We start from the raw sequence: 24,767 nt of genomic DNA, 5'->3' as shown, positions 1-24,767 counted from the left end.
CGATACATAAGGCTGTACGCCCGGGCGGAAACACAACGCTGCACCCGGTGCAGCATTACCCTTCCTGTCTCAAGACGATCGAGCCCTTCGAATTCCGTTGGTGGAGCGGAGGAGGATCGAACTCCCGACCTTCGCATTGCGAACGCGACGCTCTCCCAGCTGAGCTACCGCCCCAACAGTCAACCATCATACACACGCATTTCCGCGCTTGGCAATAGGGGTTGAATCGCCCCTCAAACCTTACTTTGACGGCGCGCCAGCCAGCACCCATTCGACCACCGAACGCACGTCGGCGTCGCTCATGCGCGGGTGCGCGGGCATCGGAATCGCACCCCAGACGCCCGAGCCGCCCTCCTTCACCTTCTTCGACAGCTTGGCCACAGCCTGCGGATCGGACTTGTAGCGGGCGGCGATATCCTTGAACGACGGGCCGACGAGCTTGCGGTCCACCGCGTGGCAGCCCATGCAGGCGTTGCCGCGCGCGACCTTCAGGCCGTCACCGACATCCGCATGCGCGCCGCCCAGCGTACCCGCCACGAGCGCCGCAGCCGCGGCGCCCTGCACCATCCATTGTTTCATCTGCTTCATCTGCCTGTTCTTCATTGCGCCGGCGCCTTCGGGTTGCCCGGGTGCACGTTCGACGAATTCGAGATCGGTGCGGGCGGCTGCAGCGGCGTGGACTGCACCGACGCGTCGGGCACGGCGCCCACCGTCGCGGTATCCGCCGGCGCGGCGGCAGCCTGTGCGCCGGATGCGCCGCTCGCGGGCGACGCGTTCTGCAGCGCCTGCGCGTCCTGCGGCTTCACGTACTGGAACACCTTCACAACCTTCTCGACGCCCGGCACCTGGCTGGCGGCTTCCGCGCCGCGATTGCCCTCGTCGACCGTCACGAGCCCCATCAGGTAAAGGTTGCCGCGTTCGCTGACGACCTTGTAGTAGTTCGACGAGATGCCCTTCGTCGCGATCAGCTCGGACTTCACGCGCCCTTCGAGGTACGAGTCGTTCGCGCGCGACGACAGCGACGACGCCGGCTCGACCGACAGCTCGTTGACGATGCCGTTCACGTTGTTGATACCGCGCACGATTTCCTCGGCGCGCTGCTTCGATGCATCGTTCGGCACTTCGCCCGTCAGCAGCACGCGCCGGTTGAACACAGTCACGTTCACGTGCGACTGGTCGGGCAGCCCGTTGTTGATCTGCGTGAGCGACTTGACCTGGATCTCGCGATCTTCCGTCTGCGCGCCGAGCGTACGGCGATCGGTCGCGATCAGCGCGCCGCCGCCGGCCGCTGCGCCCACGACCCCGAGCACACAACCTTGCAGCGACACGGCGAGGCCCGCCGTCAGCGCAGCGAGCAGCGTGGTTCTGACGAGCGTCTGTTTGACGCGGCTTTGATTCATCGACGGCTCTCCTTCGTTCAATCCTCACCCAGCAGCATCGCGTCGATGCCGTCGCACAGGCAGTGGATGGTCAGCAGATGGACTTCGTGGATGCGCGCCGCGCGAACGGCGGGCACGCTGATCGGAATATCGGTATCGGACAGCGCGGCGGCGACCGCATGGCCGTCGCCGCCCGTCAGCGCGACGACGGTCATCTCGCGCTCGTGCGCTTCGTCGATCGCCGCCAGCACGCGCGGCGACGCGCCGGCCGGATCGAGCACCAGCAGGATGTCGCCGGTCTGGCCGAGCACGCGCACCTGCTGAGCGAACAGCTGATCGGCGGACACCGCGCCCGCGAGGCCGCCCTGCGACGCGTCGGTGGCCAGCGCGATCGCGGGCAGGCCCGGGCGCTCGCGCTCGAAGCCGCCGACGAGCGACACGGCGAGGTAGTGCGCGGCGGCGGCCGACGGGCCGTCACCGCACGCGACGATCTTGTTGCCGTTCGCCAGCGCGGCGAACATCGCATCGACCGCGGCTGCGATCGGCAGCGACAGCGCGTCGGCCGCTTCGGCGTGAAGCGCGGCGCTGTCGCGGAAATGTTGCTGAATACGTTCGACTGACATCGATTCCTGGTGAACTGGGCGCGTGGCACGCATCGCGCGACATCGTGGGTGCGGCGAGTTTACCGTACTCCGGCACCCTCTCCAGGGGTCCGGCAAGAACTCTTTACATCTCGTCACAGCTCGCCGCTACGCATCGTCGGCACGAAATGCGTCGCGCAGCCACGCGAGCCGGCCGGCCTCGAACGCGACGACGTCGAAGCGGCACGCGGCGCCGGCGCCGTGCCGCGCCCAGAACTGGAGCGCGGCCGCCACCAGGCGACGCCGCTTGCGCCAGCCGACGCTCGCGGCCGCGCCGCCGTGCCGGGCGCTGCGCCGCGCGCGCACCTCGACGAACACGAGCATGCCGTCGGGCTCGCGCATCACGAGATCGAGCTCACCGCCGCGCATCGTCACGTTCGCCGCAACGAACCCGAGGCCGCGGCGTTCGAGAAACTGCCGCGCGCGCAGCTCGAACGCCGCGCCGACCGGTTTGGATCGCGCCGCATCCGAAAAGTTGTCGCCGGCGCGCACCAAACCGCACCCGTCGCCCGGCCGGGCCGGCGCCGCGTGGCACAATGCCGTCCTTGTTCCGCTTGCGCCGCGATTGCGCGCATTGCCTGCCATGACTGCCCTCCTCGAACTCGCGCACACGCAGCACTACCCGGACGCTGCCCTCTACGTGGTCGCCACGCCGATCGGCAACACCGCCGACATCACGCTGCGCGCGCTGCACGTGCTCGGCCTCGCCGACCGCATCGCGGCCGAAGACACCCGCAACACGGGCCAGCTGCTCGCCCGCTACGGGATCTCGAAACCGCTCGTCGCCGTGCACGAGCACAACGAACGCGAAGCCGCGCAACGCGTGATCGAACTGCTGCGCGGCGGCGAGCGCGTGGCCTACGTATCGGACGCCGGCACGCCCGGCATCTCGGACCCCGGCGCGCGGCTCGTCGACGCGGTGCGCGCCGCCGGCTTCGCGGTGATCCCGCTGCCGGGCGCGAGCGCGGCGGTGACCGCGCTGAGCGTGGCCGGCGACTGGGCCGGCGCGTTCACGTTCGCGGGCTTCCTGCCGCCTAAGACGAAGCAGCGCGCGACCGCGCTGCAGGCGCTGGTATCGCACCCGTATGCGCTGGTGTTCTACGAAGCCCCGCACCGGATTGCCGAAACCGTCGCCGCACTCGCCGACGCATTCGGCCCCGCGCGCCGGCTGCTGATCGCGCGCGAGCTCACCAAGCTACACGAGCAGTTGTTCCAGGGCACCCTGGCCGAAGGACAGACCTGGCTCGCCGGCGATGCGAACCGGCAGCGCGGCGAGTTCGTGCTGGTGGTCGAAGGCGCCCCGGCGAAGAGCGGCGAAGCCGACGACACCGCGCACGACGCGCTGCTCAAGCTGCTGCTGGAAGAGGTGCCGGTGAAGAGCGCGGCCAAGCTCGCGGCCGCGCTGACGGGCGCGTCGCGCAACACGCTGTATGCGCGTGCGCTGGTGCTGAAGGACGAAAGCTGACGCGCGAGGCGGCCGGCACCGGGAAGCCGGCACCGGCATCGCGCCGCGCAGGAAAGACAAAGGGCTGCCCTCGGGCAGCCCTTTTGCATGAGCGGTCGAGCCGCTGCGTTACTTCGCCGAGACCGACGCGAACATTTCGTCGCGAGCCTCGCGCGCTTCCTGCGGCGACAGCCCTTCGATCTTCACGCGGCCCGTGCCGGCGTGCACGAGGCCGATCATCTTGGCGGCCGCATACGACAGGTCGAGCACGCGGCCGCGCTTGAACGGCCCGCGATCGTTGACTTTCACGACGACCCACTTGCCGGTCGACGAATTCGTCACCTTGATGTACGACGACAGCGGCAGCGTGCGGTGTGCGGCGGTGAGTGCGTTCATGTTGAAGCGCTCGCCGTTCGCGGTGCGGCGGCCGTGGAAATCCCGCCCGTACCACGATGCGCGGCCCGTCTGGCGGAAATCCGACACATCCTTGCCGTCGATCGGCTCGGCGTCCGCCAGCGACGACTTCTTCGCGTCCTTGCTGTCGGCAGCCGGCATCGATGCCAGCGCTGAATCAAAATTCAACTGCTTGTCGCTATCCGCCTTCGCGGCAGCGGCCGTCTTGTCGACCGCTTTCTTCTGGTTCGCGCTGCTGGTGGTCTGGCTGGGTGGCACCGCGCAGCCCGTCAGCGCAAAAAACAATGCAATGGTCCCGAATCGACTCGGAAAACGTAAATTCATCGACGTGTCGCCTTCTGGTTCGGGCCGCTGCTTCATCACGCCGATTCACGGCGCAGATATGCGGCCCGGACGGCAAATGCGTGCACGCCCCGCTCGGATGCGAGCAGGCGGCTAGCATGGGCGCGGCTTTCGTCTAGGCCGCAACCGTCCTGATTAGCTTTCACGTCTGGCACAACCTGTCCCCAACAGCCTGACCAGACCCCACATGCCGCCATCGAACATGGCTTCACGTTCGCGCGCGTCGAAACGACCGACTCACAGGAACGGCGGCACAGGCCCCATCCGGCGGCGCGGCAGCAGGGCCGCAGGCGGGCGCGCAGCACCCGGCCGGACAAGACGTGAGCACCGAATATTCAGTGCTGGATACACCGCCGGACTCCCCGGCGGCTGATGCTTGACGGTGCCTCCGACGCCCCTTTTTTAACGGGGCCGAAACACCAGCGAATTGCGTGAAATTCACGTGCAATGGGGCGCATTATACATAAACCAAAAGGTTGTCTCGGAAAGCGCCCGTCGGGGACCATTGATTCTCACTATGGCGGTAACAATCGACATGCTCCGGGAATGCCCGGAGGCGTGCACCGCGACGCGCATCGCGCGACCGGCAGGCGGCACGCGCGACCGGTACAATCGCTCCTTTTAGCCGCCGGTGCCTCCATGAAAGTCACGCTCATTCCGGTCACGCCGTTCCAGCAGAACTGCTCGCTGCTCGTCTGCGAAAAAACGGGCCGCGCCGCCGTCGTCGATCCGGGCGGCGATCTCGACCGGATCGAACAGGAAGTCGCGCGGCAGAACGTGCAGGTCGAGAAGGTGCTGCTCACGCACGGGCACATCGATCACTGCGCGGGCGCGAAGACGCTCGCGACGCATTACGGCGTGCCGATCGAGGGGCCGCAGGAAGAAGAGCGCTTCTGGATCGAGAAGCTGCCGATGCAGAGCGAACGCTTCGGCTTTCCTGCCGCCGAAACCTTCGAGCCGGATCACTGGCTGAACGACGGCGACACCGTGCAGTTCGGCGACGAGACGCTCGAGGTCTATCACTGCCCGGGCCACACGCCCGGCCACGTCGTGTTCTTCAGCCGCGCGCATCGCGTCGCGATCGTCGGCGACGTGCTGTTCGCGGGCTCGATCGGCCGTACCGATTTCCCGCGCGGCAATCACGAGGATCTCGTCCGGTCGATCAAGGAGAAGCTGTGGCCGCTCGGCGACGACGTGACGTTCGTGCCGGGCCACGGCCCGGTGTCGACGTTCGGCGACGAGCGCCGCACCAACCCGTTCGTGTCCGACAAGGTATTCGGATGAACCAGACCGCCATCCCGGAAATCTACGTCAGCACCGATGTCGAGGCCGACGGCCCGATTCCCGGCCCGCACTCGATGCTGAGCTTCGCGTCGGCCGCCTATACCGAGGACAAGCAGCTGATCGCGACGTTCTCGGCCAATCTCGACACGCTGCCGGGCGCGCAGGCGCACCCGGTGCAGGAAGCGTGGTGGAAGACCGAGCCCGAAGCATGGGCCGCGTGCCGAAAGGACCTGCAGGCGCCCGAAGCGGCGCTGCTCGCGTACGTCGACTGGGTCGAGGCGTTGCCCGGCAAGCCGGTGTTCGTCGCGATGCCGGCGGGCTTCGATTTCACGTTCATGTTCTGGTACATGATGCGCTTCGCGGGCCGCTGCCCGTTCTCGTGGTCGGCGCTCGACATCAAGACGCTCGCGTTCGCGATGACGGGCCTGCCGTACCGCAAGGCGATCAAGCCGCGCTTTCCGAAGCACTGGTTCGACGACCATCCGCACACGCACGTCGCGCTCGACGACGCGATCGAGCAAGGCGCGCTGTTCTGCAACATGCTGGCCGACCTGCGCCGCCAGCAGGCCGCGCTCGCGGGTCTCGCGGTGTCGGACACCGATCGGTCGGAAAGCGCAGGCGCGGGACAAAATCCCACGGATCCGCGAGCAAATTAGCGAATCTCGCTCAACAACGCGACGCCAGATTGCCTTTCCTTTCCCGGCCCTCTAACATTCAGCGTGTTGTAGCTGCCGCATGGAGGCGCAGGTGACGCTCGATTCCTTTTCGCAAAAAATCCTTCGCCTGTTGCAGCTCGACGCGCGCCGCTCGGTCCAGGAAATCTCGGACCAGGTCGGCCTGTCGAGCACGCCGTGCTGGCGCCGCATCAAGGACATGGAACAGTCGGGCGTGATCCAGCGCTACACGGCGCTGCTCGATCGCGAGAAGCTCGGCCTGCACGTCTGCGCGCTCGCGCACGTGCACCTGACCCGCCACAACGAAGGCGGCGTCGAGCAGTTCGAGCGCGAGATCTCGACCTGCCCGGAAGTCACCGAGTGCTACAGCACGACCGGCGAAGCCGATTACATCCTCAAGATCGTCGCGCCGGACATCAAGGCCTACGACGTGTTCCTGCACGAACGCATCTTCAAGATCCCCGCCGTGTCGCAGGTACGCACGAGCGTCGTGCTGCGCGAGATCAAGTTCGACACGCAACTGCCGCTGTAACGCGCCGGCACGCGCTGGCGGCCCTCCATCCCGCGTGCCCGCAGCGGGTCACGCCTGCGCGGGCATCGTGCGCGTGAAGCCGATCCGGCGCGCGCCGAACTCGCGCTTCAGCGCGTCGGCGTCGAGCCGGCCAGCCAGCGCCGCATCCGTCTCGTGCGGATCGCAGGCAAGCGTCACGTCGATCTCGAGCCCCGTACTCAGGTAATGCAGGTTGATGGCCGCCGCATGCAGCCCGCGCTGCGCGAGCGCGGCCTCGAGCCGTGCCACGATCTCGCCGCGCGGCGGCAGCGCGAGCGCCGGACGGCGCGCCGCGTCGTTCTCGGGATCGACGTGGATCAGCGCATCGAGCACGCGAGGGTCGTTCAGCACGCGCGCACGCGCGGTCTCGGCGATGTAGTGCCCTTCGGAGACGGAGATTTTCGGATCGACGAGGATGTGCGCGTCGACGAGCGCGGCGTCGCCCATCTTGCGCGTGCGCAGGTCGTGCACGTCGCGCACGCCCGGCGTCGCCGCGAGCAGCGCGCGGATCTCGGCCGTATCGGTCGTATCGAGCGCGCGGTCGGAGAGATCCTGCAACGCGTCATAGCCGAACGTCCAGCCCATGCGCGCCACCATGAAACCGACGATCGCCGCCGCGATCGGGTCGAGCAGCCGCACGCCGGCCAGGCTGCCGACGATGCCGATCGCGACGACGAGCGACGACGCGGCATCCGAACGCGCATGCCATGCGTTCGCGACGAGCATCGCCGAACGGACGCGCCGCGCTTCACGCAGCATGTAGCGAAACAGCGCCTCTTTCGACACGAGCACCGTCAGCGCGACGATCAGCGCGGAAAAATGTACCGCCGGAATGTTTTCGAGATTAACGAGGCGGTCGCCGGCCCGCCACAGCATGCCGACGCCAACCGCAATCAGGATCGCGCCGAGAAACAGCGAGGCGACGGTCTCGTAGCGGCTGTGGCCGTAATTGTGGTCGGCATCCGGCGATGCGCCGCTATGCCGATTCGCAACCAGCACGACAAAATCCGAGATCAAATCGGAAATCGAATGCACCCCGTCAGCAATCAATGCCTGCGAATGGGCAATCACGCCGACGACGATCTGAAATGTCGCAAGCACGACATTCAGCACAATACTGACGAACGTGCTCTTGCGTGCAACCGCGTGCTTATCTGCGCTCTGCGCGTCGCCGGAAAACGTGGACATGAAATATGAGATATCGGTGAGCGATACCCGATTCTATCAAGGGCGCCCCGTGAACCCCGCCAATACCCACAAATTTCTTATTTAAATCAACCGCTTATGCGAACGGGTCGTATTTTCATTCACGCCCCATCATTACATTTTCATGACAACGCCATGTGCGCGGCGACCGCTGAAAACAAAAAAGCCGCGCTCCTTAACGGACACGCGGCTCTTTTGAAGAGCAGGCTATTTAAACGGGCGTTTAAATCGCAAACTGTTCGCGGTTCTTGCCGGCGATCCAGCGCGGCGGCTTGCCGCGGCCCGACCACGTCGCGCCCGTTTCCGGATCGCGGTATTTCGCGGCAACGCCTGCGCGCGGACGACCAACCTTACCTGCCTTCGCGCGGCTGAGACCGAGTTCGGCGAGCGAAAAGCCGTAGTCGGCAATTTTCTGCTTCACGTCATTCAGCACTTCAGCGTATTCACGCGACTTTGCTTCTTCGATTTGCTTCTCCAGCTTCTCCCGCTGGGCCAGCAGGTCCTTGTAAGAAGACATAGTTTCCCTTTCTATCTGACCAATGGCGCCGGTCTGCAGCCAGCTCACCATTCATGAAATATATGTGCCTCGGATTTTCGAAGGCAGAGATTAGCACAAAAAAGATTTGATAGAAGCGGGATTCATGAAAATCCCGAGATCAATTGGAATTTCACACGTGTCATTTTGACCGGCCGCGGCCTTTTCTCAAATTTTTACGTTCCTACACAGAGATTAGGACATTAGCGATTGGCTATTAGGTCTATCAACATACGCAATTACCCTGCATTTGAAAAATAGAAGCTTTCATCGGACGACAGTTTTACGAAAATCGGATGGCGCGCATCGCTAAACGGGCTCGGCGCGGACCCGCCGGTATCCGCGACGTCACGTCACATCCCGTGCGCACGCAATCAGCCGCTCGCGCCATTCGCCCGCATCGGCCAATGGCGTATCAAACGGCGTACGCACGCGGCGGCCGGCATGTCGCCAGTCGGCGCCGTGACGATCGACGCCAAGCAATTCGAGCCCGTCGCGGCGCGCCGCGCCGGCATCGTACGCGTCCCATAACGCCTGCTCCTCGTCGAACGCGAGCGGCGGCAGCGTGTCGAGATGCGTGCCGTCGACCCAGCCCATGCGCCCGAACCCGCCGATATAGCGCAGCCGCTCGACATCGAGTGCCCAGAACGTGAAATCGCCCAGCGCGAGATAGCGCGCGGCATCCGGCTCATAACGACAGTAGCGCGCGGTGACGTGCGGATCGTCGCCGAGCGGCACGAACCGGCCGAGCAGCGTCGCGCGCTCGGCGTTCAACACGTCGCCGTCGGGCGCATCGACGACGAGGAAGCCCGCGCGCGGATCGGCGGCCAGATTGCGCGTGTGCTCCGCGAGGCCGCTCACGAGGATCACGGGACGATGGCTTGCATCGAGTGCAAACGGGACGACCGTCGGATACGGGAAACCCTGCGGATCGCGCGCATGGGTGGCGAGCGTGCCGAGCGCGCAGCGGTGCAGCAGATGCACGGCGAGAGCGGGATCGATGTTCAAGAGGACTCCTGCGGTCGAAGGGTGGCGCGCCGGGCACGCCATGCGCTCCGATGTTACCCGCGGGCGCGGCGCGCCGTGCATCGGTCGAACGGCCAAGGCAGTCGATGCGGCCGAACGCGGGTCACCGGGACATCGCCGGATCATCGGCCGAACGGCCAACGCCCGGCACGATCGTAAGCGGTTCGATAGAATCGGACGGATCCGACGGGCGCCGCACGCGTCCGTGCATTTCCTTTGATGAGCGTCATCGTGTCCGAATCCTCCTCCCCCGAATCGTCGTCCCCGTTCGCCGCGCCGCCCGACGCGCATCGCGTGCTGTCGCTGCCGGCCCGCCAGCGGGCCCGCGCGGCATCGATGGCGCTGTTCTTCGTCGCCGGCATGATGTTCGCGTCGTGGGGCGTGCACGTGCCGACCGTGCGCGACAAGTTCGCGCTGAGCCCCGGGCTGCTGTCGATCGCGCTGTTCGCGGTCGCCGTCGGCTCGATCGCCGCGATGCTGACCATCGCGCGCTGGATCGCGCGCGTCGGCTCGCGCACCGCGTGCCTCGCGGGTGGGCTCGTGATGTCGGCCTGCGCGGCGCTGATCCTCGTCGTGCCCGATTACCCGTTGCTGCTCGCCGTGCTCGCGCTGTTCGGCTTCTCGATGGCGACACTCGACGTGGCGATGAACGCCGAGGCCAGCGCGGTCGAAATCGCGATCGGCAGGCCGATCATGTCGTCGCTGCACGGCATGTTCAGCATCGGCGGGATGGCCGGCGCGGCCGCCGGCGGCGCGCTGCTGTCGGCCGGCATGGCGCCGGCCGTGCATCTCGCGCTCGCGGCGGCGACCAGCGCGACGGTGCTCGTGGTCGCCAGCCCGGCCGTGCTCCCGCATGTGCCGCATCACGAACACGCGCACGGCGGCGGCAACCGCTGGCGCTCGCCGGCGTTGTGGATGCTCGGCGGCATCGCGCTCGTCGCGCTGATCGCCGAAGGCGCGATGTACGACTGGGCGACGGTCTACATGCGCGACGTCGTCGTGGCGAGCCCCGCGCTCGCCAGCGCCGCCTATGCCGCGTTCTCGGGCGGGATGGCCATCGCGCGCTTCGCGGGCGACGCCGTGCGCGCCCGCTTCGGCGCGCCGCAACTCGTGTTCGCGAGCGCGTCGCTCGCCTGCGCGGGGATGATCGGCGCGCTGCTGCTGCCGTATTCGGCCACGGTGCAGACCGGCTTCACGCTGATGGGCCTCGGCCTCGCGAACATGATGCCGGTGCTGTTCGCGGCCGCCGCGCGCGTGAAAGGCATCCATGCAGCCGAAGGGCTCGCGCACGTGGCCGGGCTCGCGTATTTCGGCATGCTGTTCGGTCCGGTCGTGATCGGCGCCGTCGCGCAGGCGTCGAACCTGACGATCGGCCTGTCCGTCGTCGCGCTGTGCGCGGCGCTCGTCGCGGCCGTCGCGCCGAAGGTGCTCGCGCGGCTGAAGATCTGACGGGGCGCGGCGCGCGCCGGCCCAAAAAGAAAGCGCGCATGCGTTGCCGCATGCGCGCTTTCACCCCTTCTGTTGACCGCTTGTATCGTTACATCTTCACTTCGTCGAGCAGCGACTTCTTGCCGCCCTTGTAGTTGTACAGCGAGATCACGCCGTGCTGCAGGTCGCCCTTCGAGTCGAAGGTCGTCGTGCCGATCACGCCCGAGTAGTTCGTCGCCGGCATCGCGGCGAGGATCTTCGCCGGATCCGCCGAGTTCGCGCGCTTCATCGCATCGACGATGATGTACACGGCGTCATACGTGAACGGTGCGTAGATCTGGATCGGCTGGCCGAAGCGCTTCTCGTACTTCGCCTTGAACGCCGCGCCGCCCGACATCTTCTCGAGCGAAGCACCGGCTTCCGAGCACACCACGTTGTCGGTCGCGTCGCCGGCCAGGTCGGCCAGCTTTTCCGTGCACACGCCGTCGCCCGCGAAGATCTTCGCGCGCAGGCCGAGCTGCTTCGCCTGCTTCGCGAACGGGCCGCCGGTGGCGTCCATGCCGCCGTACATGATCGCGTCCGGATTCTCGCCCTTGATCTTGGTCAGAATCGCGCGGAAGTCGACCGCCTTGTCGTTCGTCGCGTCATGCGACACCACCTTCAGGCCGAGCGCCTTGGCCTTCTTCTCGAACTCGTTCGCGAGACCCTGGCCGTATGCGGTCGAATCGTCGACCACGGCCACGCTCTTGATGCCCTTCGAGTGCGCGTAGTTCGCGAGTGCCGGGCCCTGCTGCGCATCGGTAGCCACCACGCGGTACGTGGTCTTGAAGCCCTGCTGCGTGTAGGCCGGGTTGGTCGCCGACGGCGAGATCTGCACGATGCCCGCATCGCTGTAGATCTTCGAGGCCGGGATCGACGTGCCCGAGTTCAGGTGGCCGACCACCGCGACGACCTTGTCGTCGACGAGCTTCTGCGCAACCTGCGTGGCCTGCCGCGGGTCGGCCGCGTCATCCTGCGGGTCGAGTTGCAGCGTGATTTTCTGGCCGCCGACCGTGAGACCCTTGGCGTTGATCTCTTCAACCGCGAGACGTGCGCCGTTTTCGTTGTCCTTGCCCAGGTGTGCAATGCCGCCCGTCAAGGGCGCGACGTGGCCGATCTTGACGACTTGATCGGCCGCTGCGTTGCCCGCAGCTGCAGCGCACAGCATCGCGGCCGCGGTGATCGGCAACAGCTTTTGCATCTTGATATTCATGTAAGTCTCCAGTTTCGGTCCCAATAAACGCCATCGCCCGGTGCCCCGCTGCCATCCCTGTGTTTGCAATCACTGGACGATTCGCCGGTTGCATCGTTCATGCACTTGGCCTCAAGCACGTGAAAACCGCCGCTTTTAGCAGCCGCCCGTCCGTACTTGCGCGCAAGTGTAGGTGATCAAATTAATTTGTGGGACTTTTTTGGGGTAGTGGTAACACTACCGATATGCACGCTTTGGAACGACTCCTCGAATATCGCCGCGAGCCCCGCCGGATAAGGGTTTCCGCTAATTCCAGGCGACTTGCTGAAAGGTCGTTTTAAAACATTCCGGGGGCATTTCGATTCGGTATTTTGTGCCCGTGATCATTGAATGAAACGCGCGTGACAACGCGCGTTTCGTCGTCCGATATGAACGATTCAGGCGGCCGCCGCACGCCATTCGGCATCGAGCGCCGCGACGAGCTGCGACGTCGTCGGCGCATCGCCGCGCCGCCGCGCAAGCGGTGCGCCCTGCCCGGCCCACAGCGACAGATAGTCGCCGTCGTTCGCGCGCGCGGCGGCCTGGCGCAGCGGCTGCGTCAGCGCGTTCTGCACCGGGTACGGCGCGGCGTCGGCCACGCGTTCGCCGAGCCGGGCCATCAGCGTGTTGCGCAGCCCGCGCGCGTGGCGGCCGGTGATCGCGCGCGTGACCTGCGTCGACGTGTCGGCGCTCGCGAGCAGGCGCGCCTTCCAGTCCGCCGCGATCGCGCTTTCCGTGCAGGTGAGGAACGCGGTGCCGAGCTGTGCGCCCTGCGCGCCGAGCGCAAGCGCGGCCGCGATCCCGCGGCCGTCCATGATGCCGCCCGCGGCGAGCACGGGCAGGCCGGTCGCGTCGACCAGTTGCGGCACGAGCGCGAGCGTGCCGATCAGCGCATCGTCGGCGGAACCGATGAACGTGCCGCGATGGCCGCCCGCCTCGGCGCCCTGCGCGGACAGCGCGTCGGCGCCGGCCGCCTGCCAGGCGAGACCCTCGGCCACGTGCGTCGCCGTGCCGATCACGTAGGTGCCGGCCGCCTTCAGGCGCGCGACGTCGGCTGCATCGAGCACGCCGAACGTGAAGCTCGCAACGGGCACGCGCAGCGCCACGAGTGCGTCGAGCTGCGCGCGGAAGTCGGGCGCGTAGCGCGCGGGCGCGGTGCCCGGCGGCAACCCGAGCGCTGCATGCAGCGGGTCGATCGCGGCGAGCGCGCGGGCGACGGTCGCCGCGTCGGGCGTCGCGTCCGGCAGCACGAACAGGTTGATCGCGAACGGGCGATCGGTCGCCGCGCGGATGGCGTCGACTTCGGTCGCGAGGCGCTCGGGCGCGAACGCGGCGGCACCGAGACTGCCGAGCGCGCCGGCATTCGACGCGGCGGCGACCATCGCGGTCGTGGTCGCGCCGACCATCGGCGCCTGCACGAGCGGCAGGCGCAGGCCGAAGCGTTCGGAAAAGGGCGTGGAAAACAGACGGGCGGACATGGTGAATCCTTCGATGACGGTGCGCGAAAGCGCTTTGTAAAGGCCGGCACATCGACTCTATCGAAGCGGCGCAGCGCCGAAAAATGAATTATCGAGATCGAAACGATCGCTGCGCGAGAAGCGGGCGCGTGCGCTGCAGCGTCACACGATCGATGGCACACTAGGCCGCCCTCTTCCCCCTAGGGGCGCGCATCGCGCACCCCGTTCGCCAGGAGTTCAGAACGTGACTGCCCAATGGATCGACATCCCCGCCGGTAACGACACTTTCGGCGGCTATCTCGCGCTGCCCAAGCGCGGCAAAGGCCCTGCCGTCATCATCATCCAGGAGATCTTCGGCGTGAACGCGCACATCCGCGCGGTCGCCGACCAGTACGCGTCCGACGGCTTCGTCGCGCTCGCGCCGGACGTGTTCTGGCGCACGCAGCCGCGCGTCGAGCTGACCTACGAAGGCGCGGATCGCGACAAGGGCATCGAGCTGATGAAAAAGACCGACGTGGGCCTCGCGGTCGCGGACATCGGCGCGGCCGCCGATGCGTTGCGCGCGCGCCCGGAAGTGGCCGGCAAGATCGCCGCGATCGGCTACTGCTTCGGCGGCCAGCTCGCGTACCGCGCGGCCGCGACCGGCAAGATCGACGCGGCCGTGGCCTACTACGGCGGCGGCATCCAGAACGCGCTCGATCTGGCCGGCCAGATCAAGCAGCCGATCCTGTTCCACTACGCGGGACACGACCACGCGATCCCGCCCGAGGCCGTCGACCAGGTGAAGGCCGCCTTCGCCGGCCACGGCCACGCGTCGTTCCACGACTATCCGGGCGCGGAGCACGGCTTCAACTGCACGGATCGCGCGTCGTACAACCAGCGCGCGTCGGCGCTCGCGCACGGCCGCACGCTGACGTTCCTCGCCGAGCACCTCTAAAAACGGCCGGCCGCGGGCCCCGCGCACCGGGCCCGCGTTATGCTGCTGTCATCGCCACGAGCCACCACGGGGATGACAGCGATGCACTCGGACTATCTCGCGCATGACGCGATCGGCCTCGCCACACTGGTACGCGAACGCAAGGCGAGCCCGCGCGAACTGCTCGACGCCGCGATCGGCCAGGCCGAAGCGGTCAACGGCGCGATCAACGCGATCGTGCTGCAGGACTACGAAGCCGCACGCCAGCGCGCGGCCGCCCCACCCGACGGCGGCGCCGACGCGCCGTTCGCCGGCGTTCCCTATCTCGTGAAGGATCTCGGCGCGGCGGTCGCCGGGCTGCCGCTGTCGATGGGCAGCCGGCACTACCGGTATTTCGTGCCCGCCGACGATTCGCCGGTGATCGCGCGCAGCCGCGCGGCCGGTCTCAACGTGTTCGGCAAGACCAACACGTCGGAGATCGGCCAGATGCCGTACACGGAACCCGAACTGTTCGGCGCGTGCCGCAACCCGTGGAATCTCGATCACACGCCCGGCGGCTCGAGCGGCGGTGCGGCGGCGGCCGTCGCGGCCGGCATCGTGCCGCTCGCGCATGCGTCGGACGGCGGCGGCTCGATCCGCATTCCGGCGTCGTGCTGCGGGCTGTTCGGCCTGAAGCCGAGCCGCAACCCGGTACTCGTCGACCTGCCGTCGAACGGCGAGCTGGTCGTCCAGCATGCGGTCACGCGCAGCGTGCGCGACAGCGCGCTGCTGCTCGACGTGACGACCGGCCAGACCTTGCCACCGGGCGCGCCCGGCACGTTCCTCGGCGAGCTCGACACGCCGCCCGGCCCGCTGCGGATCGGCCTCGTGCTCGATCCGATGCTCGCGCCGGCACTCGCCGACGACACGCGCGCGGCGCTCGACGACGCGGCCGCGCTGCTCGAATCGCTCGGCCACCATGTCGAGCCGGCGACGCTGCACGTCAACTACGCGCGCGCGGCCGAAACCTTCCTCACGCTATGGGCGACGATCGCCGAGGAGATGGTGCTCGGCGCGCGCGCACTGACCGGCCGCACGCCGAAGCGCGGCGAATTCGAGGCCGCGACGTGGGCGATGGCCGTGATCGGCCGGCGCCTCGCGCGCACGCGGCTGCCGGACGTGCTCGAATGGCAGCGCCAGCTCACCGTGCAGGTGGCCGGCCTCGTGTCGCGCTACGACGCAATCCTGTGCGCGTCGCTCGCGGGCCCGCCGGTGAAGATCGGCGAATTGCAGCCGACGCCGTTCGAAGCGGCGCAGATGAAGGTGCTCGCCGCGCTGCCGGTGAAGCCGCTGCTGAAGGAAATGCTCGCGAAGTCGTCGGAAAAGGCGTTCACGTGGGCCGGCTGCACCGAGCTGTTCAACCTGACCGGCCAGCCGGCGATGTCGGTGCCGCTCTACTGGAACGCGCGCGGGCTGCCGATCGGCGTGCAGTTCGCCGCGCGTCATGCCGACGACGCGCTGCTGCTCCGGCTCGCCCGCCAGCTCGAACAGGCGCGGCCGTGGTTCGAGCGCCGCCCGCCGCTGATGCAGGCGCAGCGCTGACGCACGCGGCCGCGCGCCGCCGTCATCGAAAAAAAAGCCCCGCCGGCACAACCGGCGGGGCTTTGACGCATGCAATCGCGTAAGCGCGCTTACATGACGAGCCGTTCACAGATCGTCCGCGTCGCGGCCGCCGTGTTCAGCGTATAGAAATGCAGACCCGGCACGCCCGCGTCGACCAGACGCTGGCACAGGCTCGTGACGACGTCCGCGCCGAACGCGCGGATCGACTCGCGATCGTCGCCGAAGCTCTCGAGCCGGCGCGCGACCCAGCGCGGCACTTCGGCGCCGCACATCTCGGAGAAGCGCATCAGCTGCGAGAAGTTCGTGATCGGCATGATGCCCGGCACGATCGGCACCTCCACGCCCAGCTTGCGCGCATCGTCGACGAAGCGGAAATACGCGTCGGCGTTGAAGAAGTACTGCGTGATCGCGGAATTCGCGCCGGCTTTCACCTTGCGCGCGAAATTCTCGAGATCGGCCTTCGGCGAGCGCGCCTGCGGGTGGTACTCCGGATAGCCGGCCACCTCGATGTGGAACCAGTCGCCGTGCTCGGCACGGATGAAGCTGACGAGCTCCGACGCATAGCGCAGTTCGCCGACTTCGCCCATCCCCGACGGCAGGTCGCCACGCAGCGCGACGATGTGGCGGATGCCGTACGAGCGGTACTGGTCGAGGATCGCGCGCAGGCTGTCGCGCGACGAACCGATGCACGACAGGTGCGGCGCGGCCTCGAGGCCGTCCTTCTGCATGTCGAGCACCGTATCGAGCGTGCCCTGCTGCGTCGAACCGCCGGCGCCGAACGTGCAGGACACGAATTTCGGCTTCAGCGGCAGCAGCTGCGCACGCGTGGCGCGCAGCTTCTCGACGCCTTCCGCCGTCTTCGGCGGGAAGAATTCAAACGAGAGTTCGATCGGTTTCATGATTCTGAGGGAACAGGCCCTGGGGCGTCAGCCGATGTCGCGCTGACCGAAGATCAGGGCGGACAGCAGCCACGACACGATGCTGTACAGGATCGAACCGAAGAACGCGGACCAGAAGCCCGACACCTCGAAGCCCTTCAGCAGCGACGACGCGAACCAGAAGCACAACGCGTTCACGACGAGGATGAACACCCCGAGCGTGACGATCGTGACGGGCAGCGTCAGCAGGATCAGCACCGGACGGATCACCGTGTTGATCAGGCCGAGCACGACCGCGATGATCAGCGCCGTGCCGAAGCTCTTGATGTGGATCGACGGCACGAGGTAGGTGATGATCAGCAGCGCGAGCGCGTTGATGACCCAGGTGAGGATGACGCTCATGGAGTGCTCCGGTTCGGTTGTCGATCGGTACGATCAGTGGCCGCCGCCGGCTGCCGCGGGTGCCCGAAGGCGCGCCGCGGCAGCCGGCGATCCCGCGCCGTGCCGCCGTACCGGGTGCGCGCGGGTGACGCGCGCCCGGCACCGCGGCAGCGGCGCATCGGATCAGTAGCGGTAGTGGTTCGGCTTGAACGGGCCGTCCTTCTGCACGCCGATGTACGAAGCCTGCTCGTCCGACAGCACGGACAGGTTCGCGCCGATGCGCGCGAGGTGCAGGCGCGCAACCTTTTCATCGAGGTGCTTCGGCAGCACGTACACCTTGTTCTCGTACTCGTTGCCGCGCACGAACAGCTCGATCTGCGCGAGCGTCTGGTTCGCGAACGAGTTCGACATCACGAACGACGGGTGGCCGGTCGCGCAGCCGAGGTTCACGAGGCGGCCTTCCGCCAGCAGGATCACGCGCTTGCCGTCCGGGAAGATGATGTGGTCGACCTGCGGCTTGATGTTTTCCCACTGGTACTGGCGGGTCGACGCGACGTCGATTTCCGAGTCGAAGTGGCCGATGTTGCAGACGATCGCGTTGTGGCGCATCGCCTTCATGTGATCGTGGTTGATCACGTGGTAGTTGCCGGTGGCCGTCACGAAGATGTCGGCCTTGTCGGCCGCGTATTCCATCGTCACGACGCGGTAGCCTTCCATCGCCGCCTGCAGCGCGCAGATCGGGTCGATTTCGGTGACCCACACGGTCGCGCCCAGGCCGCGCAGCGATTGCGCGCAGCCCTTGCCCACGTCGCCGTAGCCCGCGACGACCGCGACCTTGCCCGCGATCATCACGTCGGTCGCGCGCTTGATGCCGTCGACCAGCGATTCACGGCAGCCGTACAGGTTGTCGAACTTCGACTTCGTGACCGAATCGTTCACGTTGAACGCCGGGAACGGCAGGCGGCCGTCCTTTTCCATCTGGTACAGGCGGTGCACGCCGGTCGTGGTTTCCTCGGTCACGCCCTTGATGTGCGCGAGGCGCGTCGAGTACCAGGTCGGGTCCGCGTCGAGGTGCTGCGCGATCGACTTGTACAGTGCGACTTCTTCCTCGTTGGTCGGCTTCGCGATCACCGAACGGTCCTTCTCGGCCTTCGCGCCGAGGATCAGCAGCAGCGTTGCGTCGCCGCCGTCGTCCAGGATCATGTTCGCGAATTCGCCGTTCGGCCATTCGAAGATGCGGTGCGAGAACTCCCAGTATTCGTCGAGCGATTCGCCCTTGAACGCGAACACCGGCGTGCCGGCTTCGACGATCGCGGCAGCGGCGTGGTCCTGCGTCGAGAAAATGTTGCACGAGGCCCAGCGGACGTCCGCGCCAAGCGCCTTCAGCGTCTCGATCAGCACGCCCGTCTGGATCGTCATGTGCAGCGAACCGGCGATGCGCGCGCCCTTCAGCGGCTGCTGCGCCTTGTATTCGTCACGGATCTGCACGAGGCCCGGCATTTCGGTCTCGGCGATGTTCAGTTCCTTGCGGCCCCAGCCGGCCAGCGCCATGTCGGCGACGACGTAATCGTTGGAAGCTTTGGAATCGATAATGGCGTTCATCACGCCCTCCTTTCTAAAAAGTTTCTAGATTGGTGACGTGAGCGCCGTTCAGGAAGCGGGGCCGACGCGGTTGTGCCGCACGGCTGCTTGGTGAAGCCTTCCGAGCCTGGCGGACGCAGGGTGGTCCGTCGCAACGCTCCTCGGAAAGCGGAGAGGATTGTAGCAAATCGGCGCGCAGAATGCGCAAGCACGCACACTCACGACGCGCACCCGGGGCGCGCGGCGTCGGCGCGCGCGGCCGTCAGTAAAGGGTCAGGACTCCGCGCCGACCCACGCCTGTTCGCGCAGCCGGGCGCGCAGGCGTGCGACGGCCTGGCTGTGCAGCTGGCACACGCGCGATTCGCTCACTTCGAGCACCGCGCCGATCTCGCGCAGATTCAGACCCCGTTCGTAGTACAGCGACATCAGCAGCTTCTCGCGCTCCGGCAGCCGCTCGATCGCCTCGACGAGCGCTTCGCGCAGGTGCTCGTCGAGCAGCGCCGACAGCGGATCGGCGTGATCGACGCGGTAGCGGTCGAGGAACGGCTCGTCGTCGGCTGCACGGTCGAAATCCTCGTAGTAGATCAGCTGGCTGCCGTGCAGATCCTGCAGCATCCCCTGGTATTCGTCGAGCGGCATGTTCAGGTGCTGCGCGATCTCGGTCTCGCTCGCCGAGCGGCCGAGATGCTGCTCGACCTGGTGCACCGCGTGCTCGACCTCGCGCGACGTCTTGCGCAGGCTGCGCGGCAGCCAGTCGTTGCTGCGCAGCTCGTCGAGCATCGCACCGCGGATACGCTGCGTCGCGTAGGTCTCGAACTGCGCGCCCTGGTCTTCCTTGTAGCGGCCGGCCGCGTCCATCAGGCCGATCATGCCGGCCTGGATCAGGTCGTCGAGGTCGACGCTCGCCGGCATCTTCGCGACGAGCTGCAGCCCGAGGCGTCGCACGAGCGGCGCATATTGCGCGAGCACGTCGGCCTGGGACATCTTTCCTTGAGCGTTGTACATCATGGCTCTCTCCTTCCGGTGGCGCTCACGCGGCGTGTGCCGCGCCCGCCTCATACGACGGCTTGCCGCCCGCGTGCACGGCGCGGCCGGCACCCGAACGCGGACGCATCGGCCAGTACAGCAGGTCGGCGGCAATCTGCCGGTAGTCACGCGCGGCGGCCGACGACGGGAACGCGTCGACCGCGGCACGCGTCAGCTCGCGCGCATGCTCGACGAGCGGATCGGCGCTCACGCAGCCCGCGTCGGCGATCGACACCGTCAGGTAGCGGCTCGCGACGCCCGCGAGGTTGTCGAACGCCGTCTTCGCGTCCGCGTGGCTGCCGACGTGATTGGTCAGCACGCGGAACTGCGCGAACGCATGCGCGAAATGCAGCCGCTTCATGTACGCGTACGCCTCGGTGATCGCCTGCGCGGCGACCCGCGTGACGACCAGCACGTCGTGCGCTTCGCGGGCGAGCGCCGAGAACGAGCCGTCGGCGCCGAGCTGCGCGTCGACGAGGACGATGTCGGCCGGGCCGTCGATGAAATCGCTCAGCTGCGCGTCGGTGTAGCCGGTGCGCGCGAGCCGCGCCGCGGCGCACAGGCCGAAGCCGGCCGCGACCCGCGTGCGCTCGCCGTCGCGCAGCCACGCGCCCGCCAGCGTCGCGCTGGCCGAATGCACGTCGGCACGCTCGTCGACGACGAGCACATCCTTGCCGAGCGACGCGAGCGCCGCCGCCAGGTTCACGACGGTGGACGTGCAGCCGACCCCCGCCGGCCCGCCCGCCACCGCGACGATGCGTGACGCGCGCCCGGCCAGCAGGCGCCGCAGCCCTTCGGCCTGGTCGATGATTCGTTTATCCAAATCGCACCTCGTGAAGCTCGGCGGTGGAACGTGCGGTCAGTGCGGAAAGCAGCGTCGGCATGTCCTCGTCTTGCGGCACGAAGGGCGAGCCGTCACGCGGTACACAGAACGCGCTCTTCAGCAGGAATTTGGTCGACGCGACGTACAGGTTCTCCGGCACCTTCTGGCCGGTCGACACGTAATGGATCGGCAGCTTGTAGCGGATCACCGTGTCGAGCACGCCGCCGAGGTGGGTCGCCTCGTCGAGCTTCGTGAGGATGCAGCCGGCCAGGTCCGGATGCTCGCCCGCGCTGCGGTACGCCTGCACGACTTCGTTGAGCGTGTCGCCGTGGCTGGTCGCGTTGAGCAGCAGCAGGCGCTGCACCGGCGCGTTCGCCCCGTGCAGCATCGCGATCTGGTCGGATACCGCGCGGTCGCGCTGGCTCATGCCGATCGTGTCGATCAGCACGATGTGCTTGTTGCGCAGCTCGGACAGCGCGAGCGCGAGGTCGCCCGCATCCTTCACCGCGTGCACGGGCACGCCGAGGATCTTGCCGAAGATGCGCAACTGCTCGTGGCCGCCGATCCGGTAGCTGTCGGTGGTCAGCAGCGCGACCTTGCTCGCGCCGAAGCGCATCACGCAACGCGCGGCCAGCTTCGCGGTGGTGGTCGTCTTGCCGACGCCCGTCGGCCCCATCAGCGCGAACACGCCGCCGCGCTCCATCAGCGCATCTTCGCTGTCGAGCACCGGCAGGTTCGACGCGAGCACCGACTGCGCCCATTCGGCGGCCTGTTCGAAGGTCTGCGCGCCGTCGCCGGCCGGCATGTTGTCGACCAGCATCCGCACGAGCTGCGCGGAGAAGCCGGCCGCGAACAGGTGCTTCGTCAGCGCGCCATGCACGGCGCTGCGACGCTGGCGGTCGTGCCACATCAGGCTGTCGAACTGCTCTGCCATCATCCCGCGCAGTTCGCCGAGCTCCTGCATCACCGTATCGTTGACGATCCGCTCGATGCGCGACTTCACGGCGTCGGCCACCGCGGCGGCTGCGTCGGCGGACAGGCGCGTGCGCTCGGCCGCCTTCGCGGCATGCGCCGCGCTCGTGTTCGCGTCGGGCGCGCGGGTGGCGGCGGCCGGCATCCGGCGTTCGGCGTCGCGCACGATGTCGCGCGCCCAGTTGGGCGGCGTCGCGCTCGCGGCGGCCTGCGGCGCAGGCGCGCTCGCTGGCGGCGCGGCGGGCGCCGCCTGCGCACGCGCCATCAGCGCGTCGCGCTGCTGCGTCAGGCGCTTCGCGTGCTCGACGAGCCACGGCGCGGGTTCGGACGCGGCGGCCGGTGCGGCGGCGGTCGGCGCGGGGGCGGCGGAAGACGGCACTGCCGCGGCCGGCGCTTCGTCATCGAGCGCCGAAGGTTGCGGCATCGCCGCGTCCGCGTCGGCGCTTGCACCGAACACCGACGAGAACACGTCCGGCAGCCCGCCTTCGCCTGCCGCATACGGATTGACCGTCGGGCGGGCCAGCGGCGCGCCCGGGCGCGACACGATGCCCGGCACGGCGGCGGCCGGCACCGATTCCGGCGGGCGCGACGCGGCGATGCGCGGGCGTGCCGCGGCCGGCGGCGCCACGGCGGCCAGGTCCGAATCTGCCAGGGCGACGATTTCCACGCTGCCGTCATCGAGCGTGCGGTTCGACAGCACGACCGCGTCGGCGCCGAGCGCCTCGCGCACGAGACGAAGTGCGTCGCGGCTCGTTGCGCCGGTGAATTTGCGAATGTTCAAGCGGAACCCCCGATGACGTTAACGACTTTGATCGTGCGTGTGTCCGGCACTTCGGCATACGACAGCACTTTCAATTGCGGCAGGCTGCGGCGCAGGAAACGCGCGAGCATCGCGCGCAGCGCGTGCTGCACCAGCAGCACGGGCGGCAGCCCGAGATTCTGTTGACGCAGCATCGCCTGTTGCGTGCCGGTCAGAAGGTTGTGCGCGAGGCCGGGTTCGAGGCCCGGGTTCGCGCCGGTGGCGAGCGCCTGCGACAGCACGCGCTCCAGATTCGAGTCGAGGCCCATCACCTGCATCTCGCCGGCACCCGGATACCACTGCTGCGTGATCGCGCGGCCGAGCGACAGCCGCACGGCGGCCGTGATCTCGAACGCATCGCCGCGGCCCGCGTGTTCGGACACGGCTTCGAGAATCGTGCGCATGTCGCGGATCGGCACGCCTTCCTCGAGCAGGTTCTGCAGCACCTTCTGCAGCGTCGTCAGCGAGATCGTCTTCGGCACGAGGTCCTCGACGAGCGACGGCGCATCCTTGCCGGTGCGCTCGATGAGCGACTGCACTTCCTGGCGGCCGAGCAGCTCGGCCGCGTGCTGGACGACCAGATGGTTCAGGTGCGTCGCGACGACCGTGCTCGCGTCGACCACCGTGTAGCCGTACACCTGCGCCTGTTCGCGCATCGCGACGTCGATCCACACGGCCGGCAGCCCGAACGCGGGATCCTGCGTGACGGCGCCCGGCAGCGCGGCCGTCACCTGGCCGGGGTTGATCGCGAGCCACTGGCCCGGGAACACTTCGCCGACCCCGATCTCGACGCCCTTCAGCGCGATCCGGTACGCGTTCGGCCGCAGCTCGAGGTTGTCGCGGATATGGATCACCGGCGGCAGGAAACCGATTTCCTGCGCGAATTTCTTGCGGATGCTCTTGATGCGCTTGAGCAGTTCGCCGTCGCTGTTCTTGTCGACGAGCGGGATCAGCCGGTAACCGACTTCGAGGCCGAGCGGGTCGATCAGCTGCACGTCGTCCCAGGTCGCCTCGTGGCTGTCCACCGGCAGCACCGCGGGCGGCGCGATGTCGGTCAGGTCGCCGGCCGCCTTGCGGGCCGCCGCGCGCTTGGTCAGCGTGCGGGCCAGCCAGATCGCGCCGCCGCCGAGTGCAAGGAACGCGAAGTGCGGCATGCCGGGGATCAGCCCCATCAGCACGATGATCGCACCGGTGATGTTCAGCACGCGCGGGTTCGTGAACAGCTGGCCGGTGATCTGCGTGCCGATGTCCTCGTCGGTCGCGACGCGCGACACGATCACGCCGGCCGCGGTCGAGATCACCAGCGACGGGATCTGCGCGACGAGGCCGTCGCCGATCGTCAGCAGCGTGTAGTTCGTGCCGGCGGCCGCGAACGTCATGTCGTGCTGGACCATCCCGACGATCAGCCCGCCGATCACGTTGATCGCCATGATGATCAGGCCGGCGATCGCGTCGCCGCGCACGAACTTCGACGCGCCGTCCATCGACCCGTAGAACTCGGCTTCCTGCGACACGGCCAGGCGGCGCTTGCGCGCCTGCTCTTCGTTGATGAGGCCGGCGTTCAGGTCGGCGTCGATCGCCATCTGCTTGCCGGGCATCGCGTCGAGCGTGAAGCGCGCGGACACTTCGGCGATCCGCCCCGCGCCCTTCGTGATCACCATGAAGTTGATGATCATCAGGATCACGAACACGACGATGCCGACCGCAAAGTTGCCGCCGACCAGGAAGTGGCCGAACGCCTCGATCACCTGGCCGGCCGCGTCCGGGCCCGTGTGGCCTTCGAGCAGCACGACGCGCGTCGACGCGACGTTCAGCGACAGGCGCAGAAGCGTGGAGAACAGCAGCACGCTCGGGAACGCCGCGAAGTCGAGCGGCTTCATCGTGTACATGCTGACGAGCAGCACCATCACGGACAGCGCGATGTTGAACGTGAACAGCAGATCCAGCAGCATCGGCGGCAGCGGCAGGATCATCATCCCCAAAATCATGCAGATGAGGATCGGGCCCGCGAGCGCGCGCAGGTTCGTGCCCGCGAACGGGTTCGGGCGCTTCGCGAACAGGCCGGTCGGGGTGCTCATGCTGCCTCCCGCCGGGCCGCCCCAAGGGAGGCAGCCACCCCCTCGGGGGGCAGCGAACGAA

24 protein-coding genes, 1 tRNA gene and 1 riboswitch are annotated in these 24,767 nt (G+C 67.7%); of the genes, 7 read left to right on the top strand and 18 right to left on the bottom strand.

Features of this window, described 5'->3' with window-relative positions; all coding sequences use genetic code 11:
- Positions 1 to 98 precede the first annotated feature (98 nt).
- From LGM89_RS36440 to LGM89_RS36420, 5 genes are all read right to left on the bottom strand, one after another.
- Positions 99 to 174, bottom strand: a tRNA-Ala gene (locus LGM89_RS36440).
- Positions 175 to 240: 66 nt separating this feature from the next.
- A complete protein-coding gene (locus tag LGM89_RS36435; RefSeq protein ID WP_226275741.1) occupies positions 241 to 603 on the bottom strand; it encodes a c-type cytochrome in 363 nt (120 codons plus the stop codon).
- Entirely contained in the window at positions 600 to 1,400 is an 801-nt protein-coding gene (locus LGM89_RS36430) for a BON domain-containing protein (RefSeq protein ID WP_124584475.1), read from the bottom strand. Before LGM89_RS36430 ends, LGM89_RS36435 begins: the two co-directional genes overlap by 4 nt.
- A 17-nt stretch (positions 1,401 to 1,417) precedes the next feature.
- The gene (locus tag LGM89_RS36425; protein WP_069246887.1) at positions 1,418 to 2,002 is read right to left on the bottom strand and encodes an SIS domain-containing protein; all 585 of its coding nucleotides are present in this window, start codon (positions 2,000 to 2,002) and stop codon (positions 1,418 to 1,420) included.
- 126 nt (positions 2,003 to 2,128) lie between these two features.
- A complete protein-coding gene (locus LGM89_RS36420; protein WP_179254782.1) occupies positions 2,129 to 2,557 on the bottom strand; it encodes a YraN family protein in 429 nt (142 codons plus the stop codon).
- A gap of 46 nt (positions 2,558 to 2,603) precedes the next feature.
- Between LGM89_RS36420 and rsmI the strand changes: the two genes are divergently transcribed.
- A complete protein-coding gene (gene rsmI / locus LGM89_RS36415) occupies positions 2,604 to 3,485 on the top strand; it encodes a 16S rRNA (cytidine(1402)-2'-O)-methyltransferase (RefSeq protein ID WP_089493907.1) in 882 nt (293 codons plus the stop codon).
- 108 nt (positions 3,486 to 3,593) lie between these two features.
- On the opposite strand, the gene LGM89_RS36410 is transcribed toward rsmI, so the two are convergent.
- A complete protein-coding gene (locus tag LGM89_RS36410) occupies positions 3,594 to 4,202 on the bottom strand; it encodes a septal ring lytic transglycosylase RlpA family protein (protein WP_089493943.1) in 609 nt (202 codons plus the stop codon).
- A 657-nt stretch (positions 4,203 to 4,859) separates the two neighbouring features.
- Between LGM89_RS36410 and LGM89_RS36405 the strand changes: the two genes are divergently transcribed.
- From LGM89_RS36405 to LGM89_RS36395, 3 genes are all read left to right on the top strand, one after another.
- On the top strand, positions 4,860 to 5,504 hold the full coding sequence (locus tag LGM89_RS36405; RefSeq protein WP_043185095.1) for an MBL fold metallo-hydrolase: 645 nt from the start codon (positions 4,860 to 4,862) through the stop codon (positions 5,502 to 5,504).
- On the top strand, positions 5,501 to 6,160 hold the full coding sequence (locus LGM89_RS36400) for an exonuclease (protein ID WP_089471951.1): 660 nt from the start codon (positions 5,501 to 5,503) through the stop codon (positions 6,158 to 6,160). The genes LGM89_RS36405 and LGM89_RS36400 overlap by 4 nt, the downstream gene beginning before the upstream one ends.
- A 79-nt stretch (positions 6,161 to 6,239) precedes the next feature.
- The gene (locus LGM89_RS36395) at positions 6,240 to 6,710 is read left to right on the top strand and encodes an Lrp/AsnC family transcriptional regulator (RefSeq protein ID WP_011882933.1); all 471 of its coding nucleotides are present in this window, start codon (positions 6,240 to 6,242) and stop codon (positions 6,708 to 6,710) included.
- A gap of 48 nt (positions 6,711 to 6,758) precedes the next feature.
- On the opposite strand, the gene LGM89_RS36390 is transcribed toward LGM89_RS36395, so the two are convergent.
- The 3 genes from LGM89_RS36390 to LGM89_RS36380 form a co-directional block, all read right to left on the bottom strand.
- Positions 6,759 to 7,916, bottom strand: a complete 1,158-nt coding sequence (locus LGM89_RS36390; protein ID WP_206150406.1) for a cation diffusion facilitator family transporter — start codon at positions 7,914 to 7,916, stop codon at positions 6,759 to 6,761.
- Between the two features lie 241 nt (positions 7,917 to 8,157).
- Positions 8,158 to 8,451 (bottom strand): H-NS family nucleoid-associated regulatory protein, encoded by a 294-nt coding sequence (locus LGM89_RS36385; RefSeq protein WP_006491875.1) that lies wholly within the window; start codon positions 8,449 to 8,451, stop codon positions 8,158 to 8,160.
- A gap of 366 nt (positions 8,452 to 8,817) precedes the next feature.
- Positions 8,818 to 9,477 carry a HugZ family protein gene (locus LGM89_RS36380; protein WP_226275739.1) on the bottom strand — a complete coding sequence of 220 codons (660 nt, stop codon included), beginning with the start codon at positions 9,475 to 9,477 and terminating at the stop codon, positions 8,818 to 8,820.
- Positions 9,478 to 9,726: 249 nt separating this feature from the next.
- On the opposite strand from LGM89_RS36380, the gene LGM89_RS36375 reads away from it, so the two are divergent.
- Entirely contained in the window at positions 9,727 to 10,944 is a 1,218-nt protein-coding gene (locus tag LGM89_RS36375; protein WP_226275737.1) for an MFS transporter, read from the top strand.
- Between the two features lie 88 nt (positions 10,945 to 11,032).
- On the opposite strand, the gene LGM89_RS36370 is transcribed toward LGM89_RS36375, so the two are convergent.
- Together LGM89_RS36370 and LGM89_RS36365 are read right to left on the bottom strand one after the other, a co-directional pair.
- Entirely contained in the window at positions 11,033 to 12,175 is a 1,143-nt protein-coding gene (locus tag LGM89_RS36370) for a branched-chain amino acid ABC transporter substrate-binding protein (RefSeq protein ID WP_039346789.1), read from the bottom strand.
- 416 nt (positions 12,176 to 12,591) lie between these two features.
- The gene (locus LGM89_RS36365) at positions 12,592 to 13,671 is read right to left on the bottom strand and encodes an NAD(P)H-dependent flavin oxidoreductase (RefSeq protein ID WP_089493904.1); all 1,080 of its coding nucleotides are present in this window, start codon (positions 13,669 to 13,671) and stop codon (positions 12,592 to 12,594) included.
- 223 nt (positions 13,672 to 13,894) lie between these two features.
- Between LGM89_RS36365 and LGM89_RS36360 the strand changes: the two genes are divergently transcribed.
- Positions 13,895 to 14,587: a dienelactone hydrolase family protein gene (locus LGM89_RS36360; RefSeq protein WP_089493903.1), complete on the top strand. Its 693-nt coding sequence runs from the start codon at positions 13,895 to 13,897 to the stop codon at positions 14,585 to 14,587.
- Between the two features lie 81 nt (positions 14,588 to 14,668).
- Positions 14,669 to 16,147, top strand: coding sequence for an amidase (locus LGM89_RS36355; protein WP_226275775.1), 1,479 nt, complete (start codon positions 14,669 to 14,671; stop codon positions 16,145 to 16,147).
- 89 nt (positions 16,148 to 16,236) lie between these two features.
- On the opposite strand, the gene metF is transcribed toward LGM89_RS36355, so the two are convergent.
- From metF to flhA, 7 genes are all read right to left on the bottom strand, one after another.
- On the bottom strand, positions 16,237 to 17,067 hold the full coding sequence (gene metF, locus LGM89_RS36350; protein ID WP_089424248.1) for a methylenetetrahydrofolate reductase [NAD(P)H]: 831 nt from the start codon (positions 17,065 to 17,067) through the stop codon (positions 16,237 to 16,239).
- A 27-nt stretch (positions 17,068 to 17,094) separates the two neighbouring features.
- Positions 17,095 to 17,448, bottom strand: a complete 354-nt coding sequence (locus LGM89_RS36345) for a phage holin family protein (protein ID WP_006477367.1) — start codon at positions 17,446 to 17,448, stop codon at positions 17,095 to 17,097.
- A gap of 162 nt (positions 17,449 to 17,610) precedes the next feature.
- Positions 17,611 to 19,029 carry an adenosylhomocysteinase gene (ahcY, locus tag LGM89_RS36340; protein ID WP_069246874.1) on the bottom strand — a complete coding sequence of 473 codons (1,419 nt, stop codon included), beginning with the start codon at positions 19,027 to 19,029 and terminating at the stop codon, positions 17,611 to 17,613.
- Positions 19,030 to 19,061: 32 nt separating this feature from the next.
- A riboswitch (S-adenosyl-L-homocysteine riboswitch) is annotated at positions 19,062 to 19,177 on the bottom strand.
- A gap of 104 nt (positions 19,178 to 19,281) precedes the next feature.
- A complete protein-coding gene (locus LGM89_RS36335) occupies positions 19,282 to 20,016 on the bottom strand; it encodes an RNA polymerase sigma factor FliA (protein ID WP_006484033.1) in 735 nt (244 codons plus the stop codon).
- Between the two features lie 22 nt (positions 20,017 to 20,038).
- Entirely contained in the window at positions 20,039 to 20,857 is an 819-nt protein-coding gene (locus LGM89_RS36330; protein WP_089493901.1) for a flagellar biosynthesis protein FlhG, read from the bottom strand.
- Positions 20,850 to 22,610 carry a flagellar biosynthesis protein FlhF gene (gene flhF, locus LGM89_RS36325; protein ID WP_226275735.1) on the bottom strand — a complete coding sequence of 587 codons (1,761 nt, stop codon included), beginning with the start codon at positions 22,608 to 22,610 and terminating at the stop codon, positions 20,850 to 20,852. Before flhF ends, LGM89_RS36330 begins: the two co-directional genes overlap by 8 nt.
- The gene (flhA, locus tag LGM89_RS36320; RefSeq protein WP_226275732.1) at positions 22,607 to 24,706 is read right to left on the bottom strand and encodes a flagellar biosynthesis protein FlhA; all 2,100 of its coding nucleotides are present in this window, start codon (positions 24,704 to 24,706) and stop codon (positions 22,607 to 22,609) included. The genes flhF and flhA overlap by 4 nt, the downstream gene beginning before the upstream one ends.
- Positions 24,707 to 24,767: the final 61 nt, after the last annotated feature.

Origin of the sequence: Burkholderia sp. AU31624 (genome assembly GCF_020420065.1) — a bacterium.
In the GTDB taxonomy this organism is placed as follows: Bacteria; Pseudomonadota; Gammaproteobacteria; order Burkholderiales; family Burkholderiaceae; genus Burkholderia.
The sequence above is the reverse complement of the archived record's forward strand: the minus strand, read 5'-3'. Positions and strand labels throughout refer to the sequence as shown.

What these genes read in the sequence shown, in the direction of transcription:
- LGM89_RS36435 (WP_226275741.1), bottom strand. Translation starts at nt 603, where the DNA reads ATGAAGAACAGGCAGATGAAGCAGATGAAACAATGGATGGTGCAGGGC.
- LGM89_RS36430 (WP_124584475.1), bottom strand. Translation starts at nt 1,400, where the DNA reads ATGAATCAAAGCCGCGTCAAACAGACGCTCGTCAGAACCACGCTGCTC.
- LGM89_RS36425 (WP_069246887.1), bottom strand. Translation starts at nt 2,002, where the DNA reads ATGTCAGTCGAACGTATTCAGCAACATTTCCGCGACAGCGCCGCGCTT.
- rsmI (WP_089493907.1), top strand. Translation starts at nt 2,604, where the DNA reads ATGACTGCCCTCCTCGAACTCGCGCACACGCAGCACTACCCGGACGCT.
- LGM89_RS36410 (WP_089493943.1), bottom strand. Translation starts at nt 4,202, where the DNA reads ATGAATTTACGTTTTCCGAGTCGATTCGGGACCATTGCATTGTTTTTT.
- LGM89_RS36405 (WP_043185095.1), top strand. Translation starts at nt 4,860, where the DNA reads ATGAAAGTCACGCTCATTCCGGTCACGCCGTTCCAGCAGAACTGCTCG.
- LGM89_RS36400 (WP_089471951.1), top strand. Translation starts at nt 5,501, where the DNA reads ATGAACCAGACCGCCATCCCGGAAATCTACGTCAGCACCGATGTCGAG.
- LGM89_RS36395 (WP_011882933.1), top strand. Translation starts at nt 6,240, where the DNA reads ATGGAGGCGCAGGTGACGCTCGATTCCTTTTCGCAAAAAATCCTTCGC.
- LGM89_RS36390 (WP_206150406.1), bottom strand. Translation starts at nt 7,916, where the DNA reads ATGTCCACGTTTTCCGGCGACGCGCAGAGCGCAGATAAGCACGCGGTT.
- LGM89_RS36385 (WP_006491875.1), bottom strand. Translation starts at nt 8,451, where the DNA reads ATGTCTTCTTACAAGGACCTGCTGGCCCAGCGGGAGAAGCTGGAGAAG.
- LGM89_RS36370 (WP_039346789.1), bottom strand. Translation starts at nt 12,175, where the DNA reads ATGAATATCAAGATGCAAAAGCTGTTGCCGATCACCGCGGCCGCGATG.
- LGM89_RS36365 (WP_089493904.1), bottom strand. Translation starts at nt 13,671, where the DNA reads ATGTCCGCCCGTCTGTTTTCCACGCCCTTTTCCGAACGCTTCGGCCTG.
- LGM89_RS36355 (WP_226275775.1), top strand. Translation starts at nt 14,669, where the DNA reads ATGCACTCGGACTATCTCGCGCATGACGCGATCGGCCTCGCCACACTG.
- metF (WP_089424248.1), bottom strand. Translation starts at nt 17,067, where the DNA reads ATGAAACCGATCGAACTCTCGTTTGAATTCTTCCCGCCGAAGACGGCG.
- LGM89_RS36345 (WP_006477367.1), bottom strand. Translation starts at nt 17,448, where the DNA reads ATGAGCGTCATCCTCACCTGGGTCATCAACGCGCTCGCGCTGCTGATC.
- ahcY (WP_069246874.1), bottom strand. Translation starts at nt 19,029, where the DNA reads ATGAACGCCATTATCGATTCCAAAGCTTCCAACGATTACGTCGTCGCC.
- LGM89_RS36335 (WP_006484033.1), bottom strand. Translation starts at nt 20,016, where the DNA reads ATGATGTACAACGCTCAAGGAAAGATGTCCCAGGCCGACGTGCTCGCG.
- flhA (WP_226275732.1), bottom strand. Translation starts at nt 24,706, where the DNA reads ATGAGCACCCCGACCGGCCTGTTCGCGAAGCGCCCGAACCCGTTCGCG.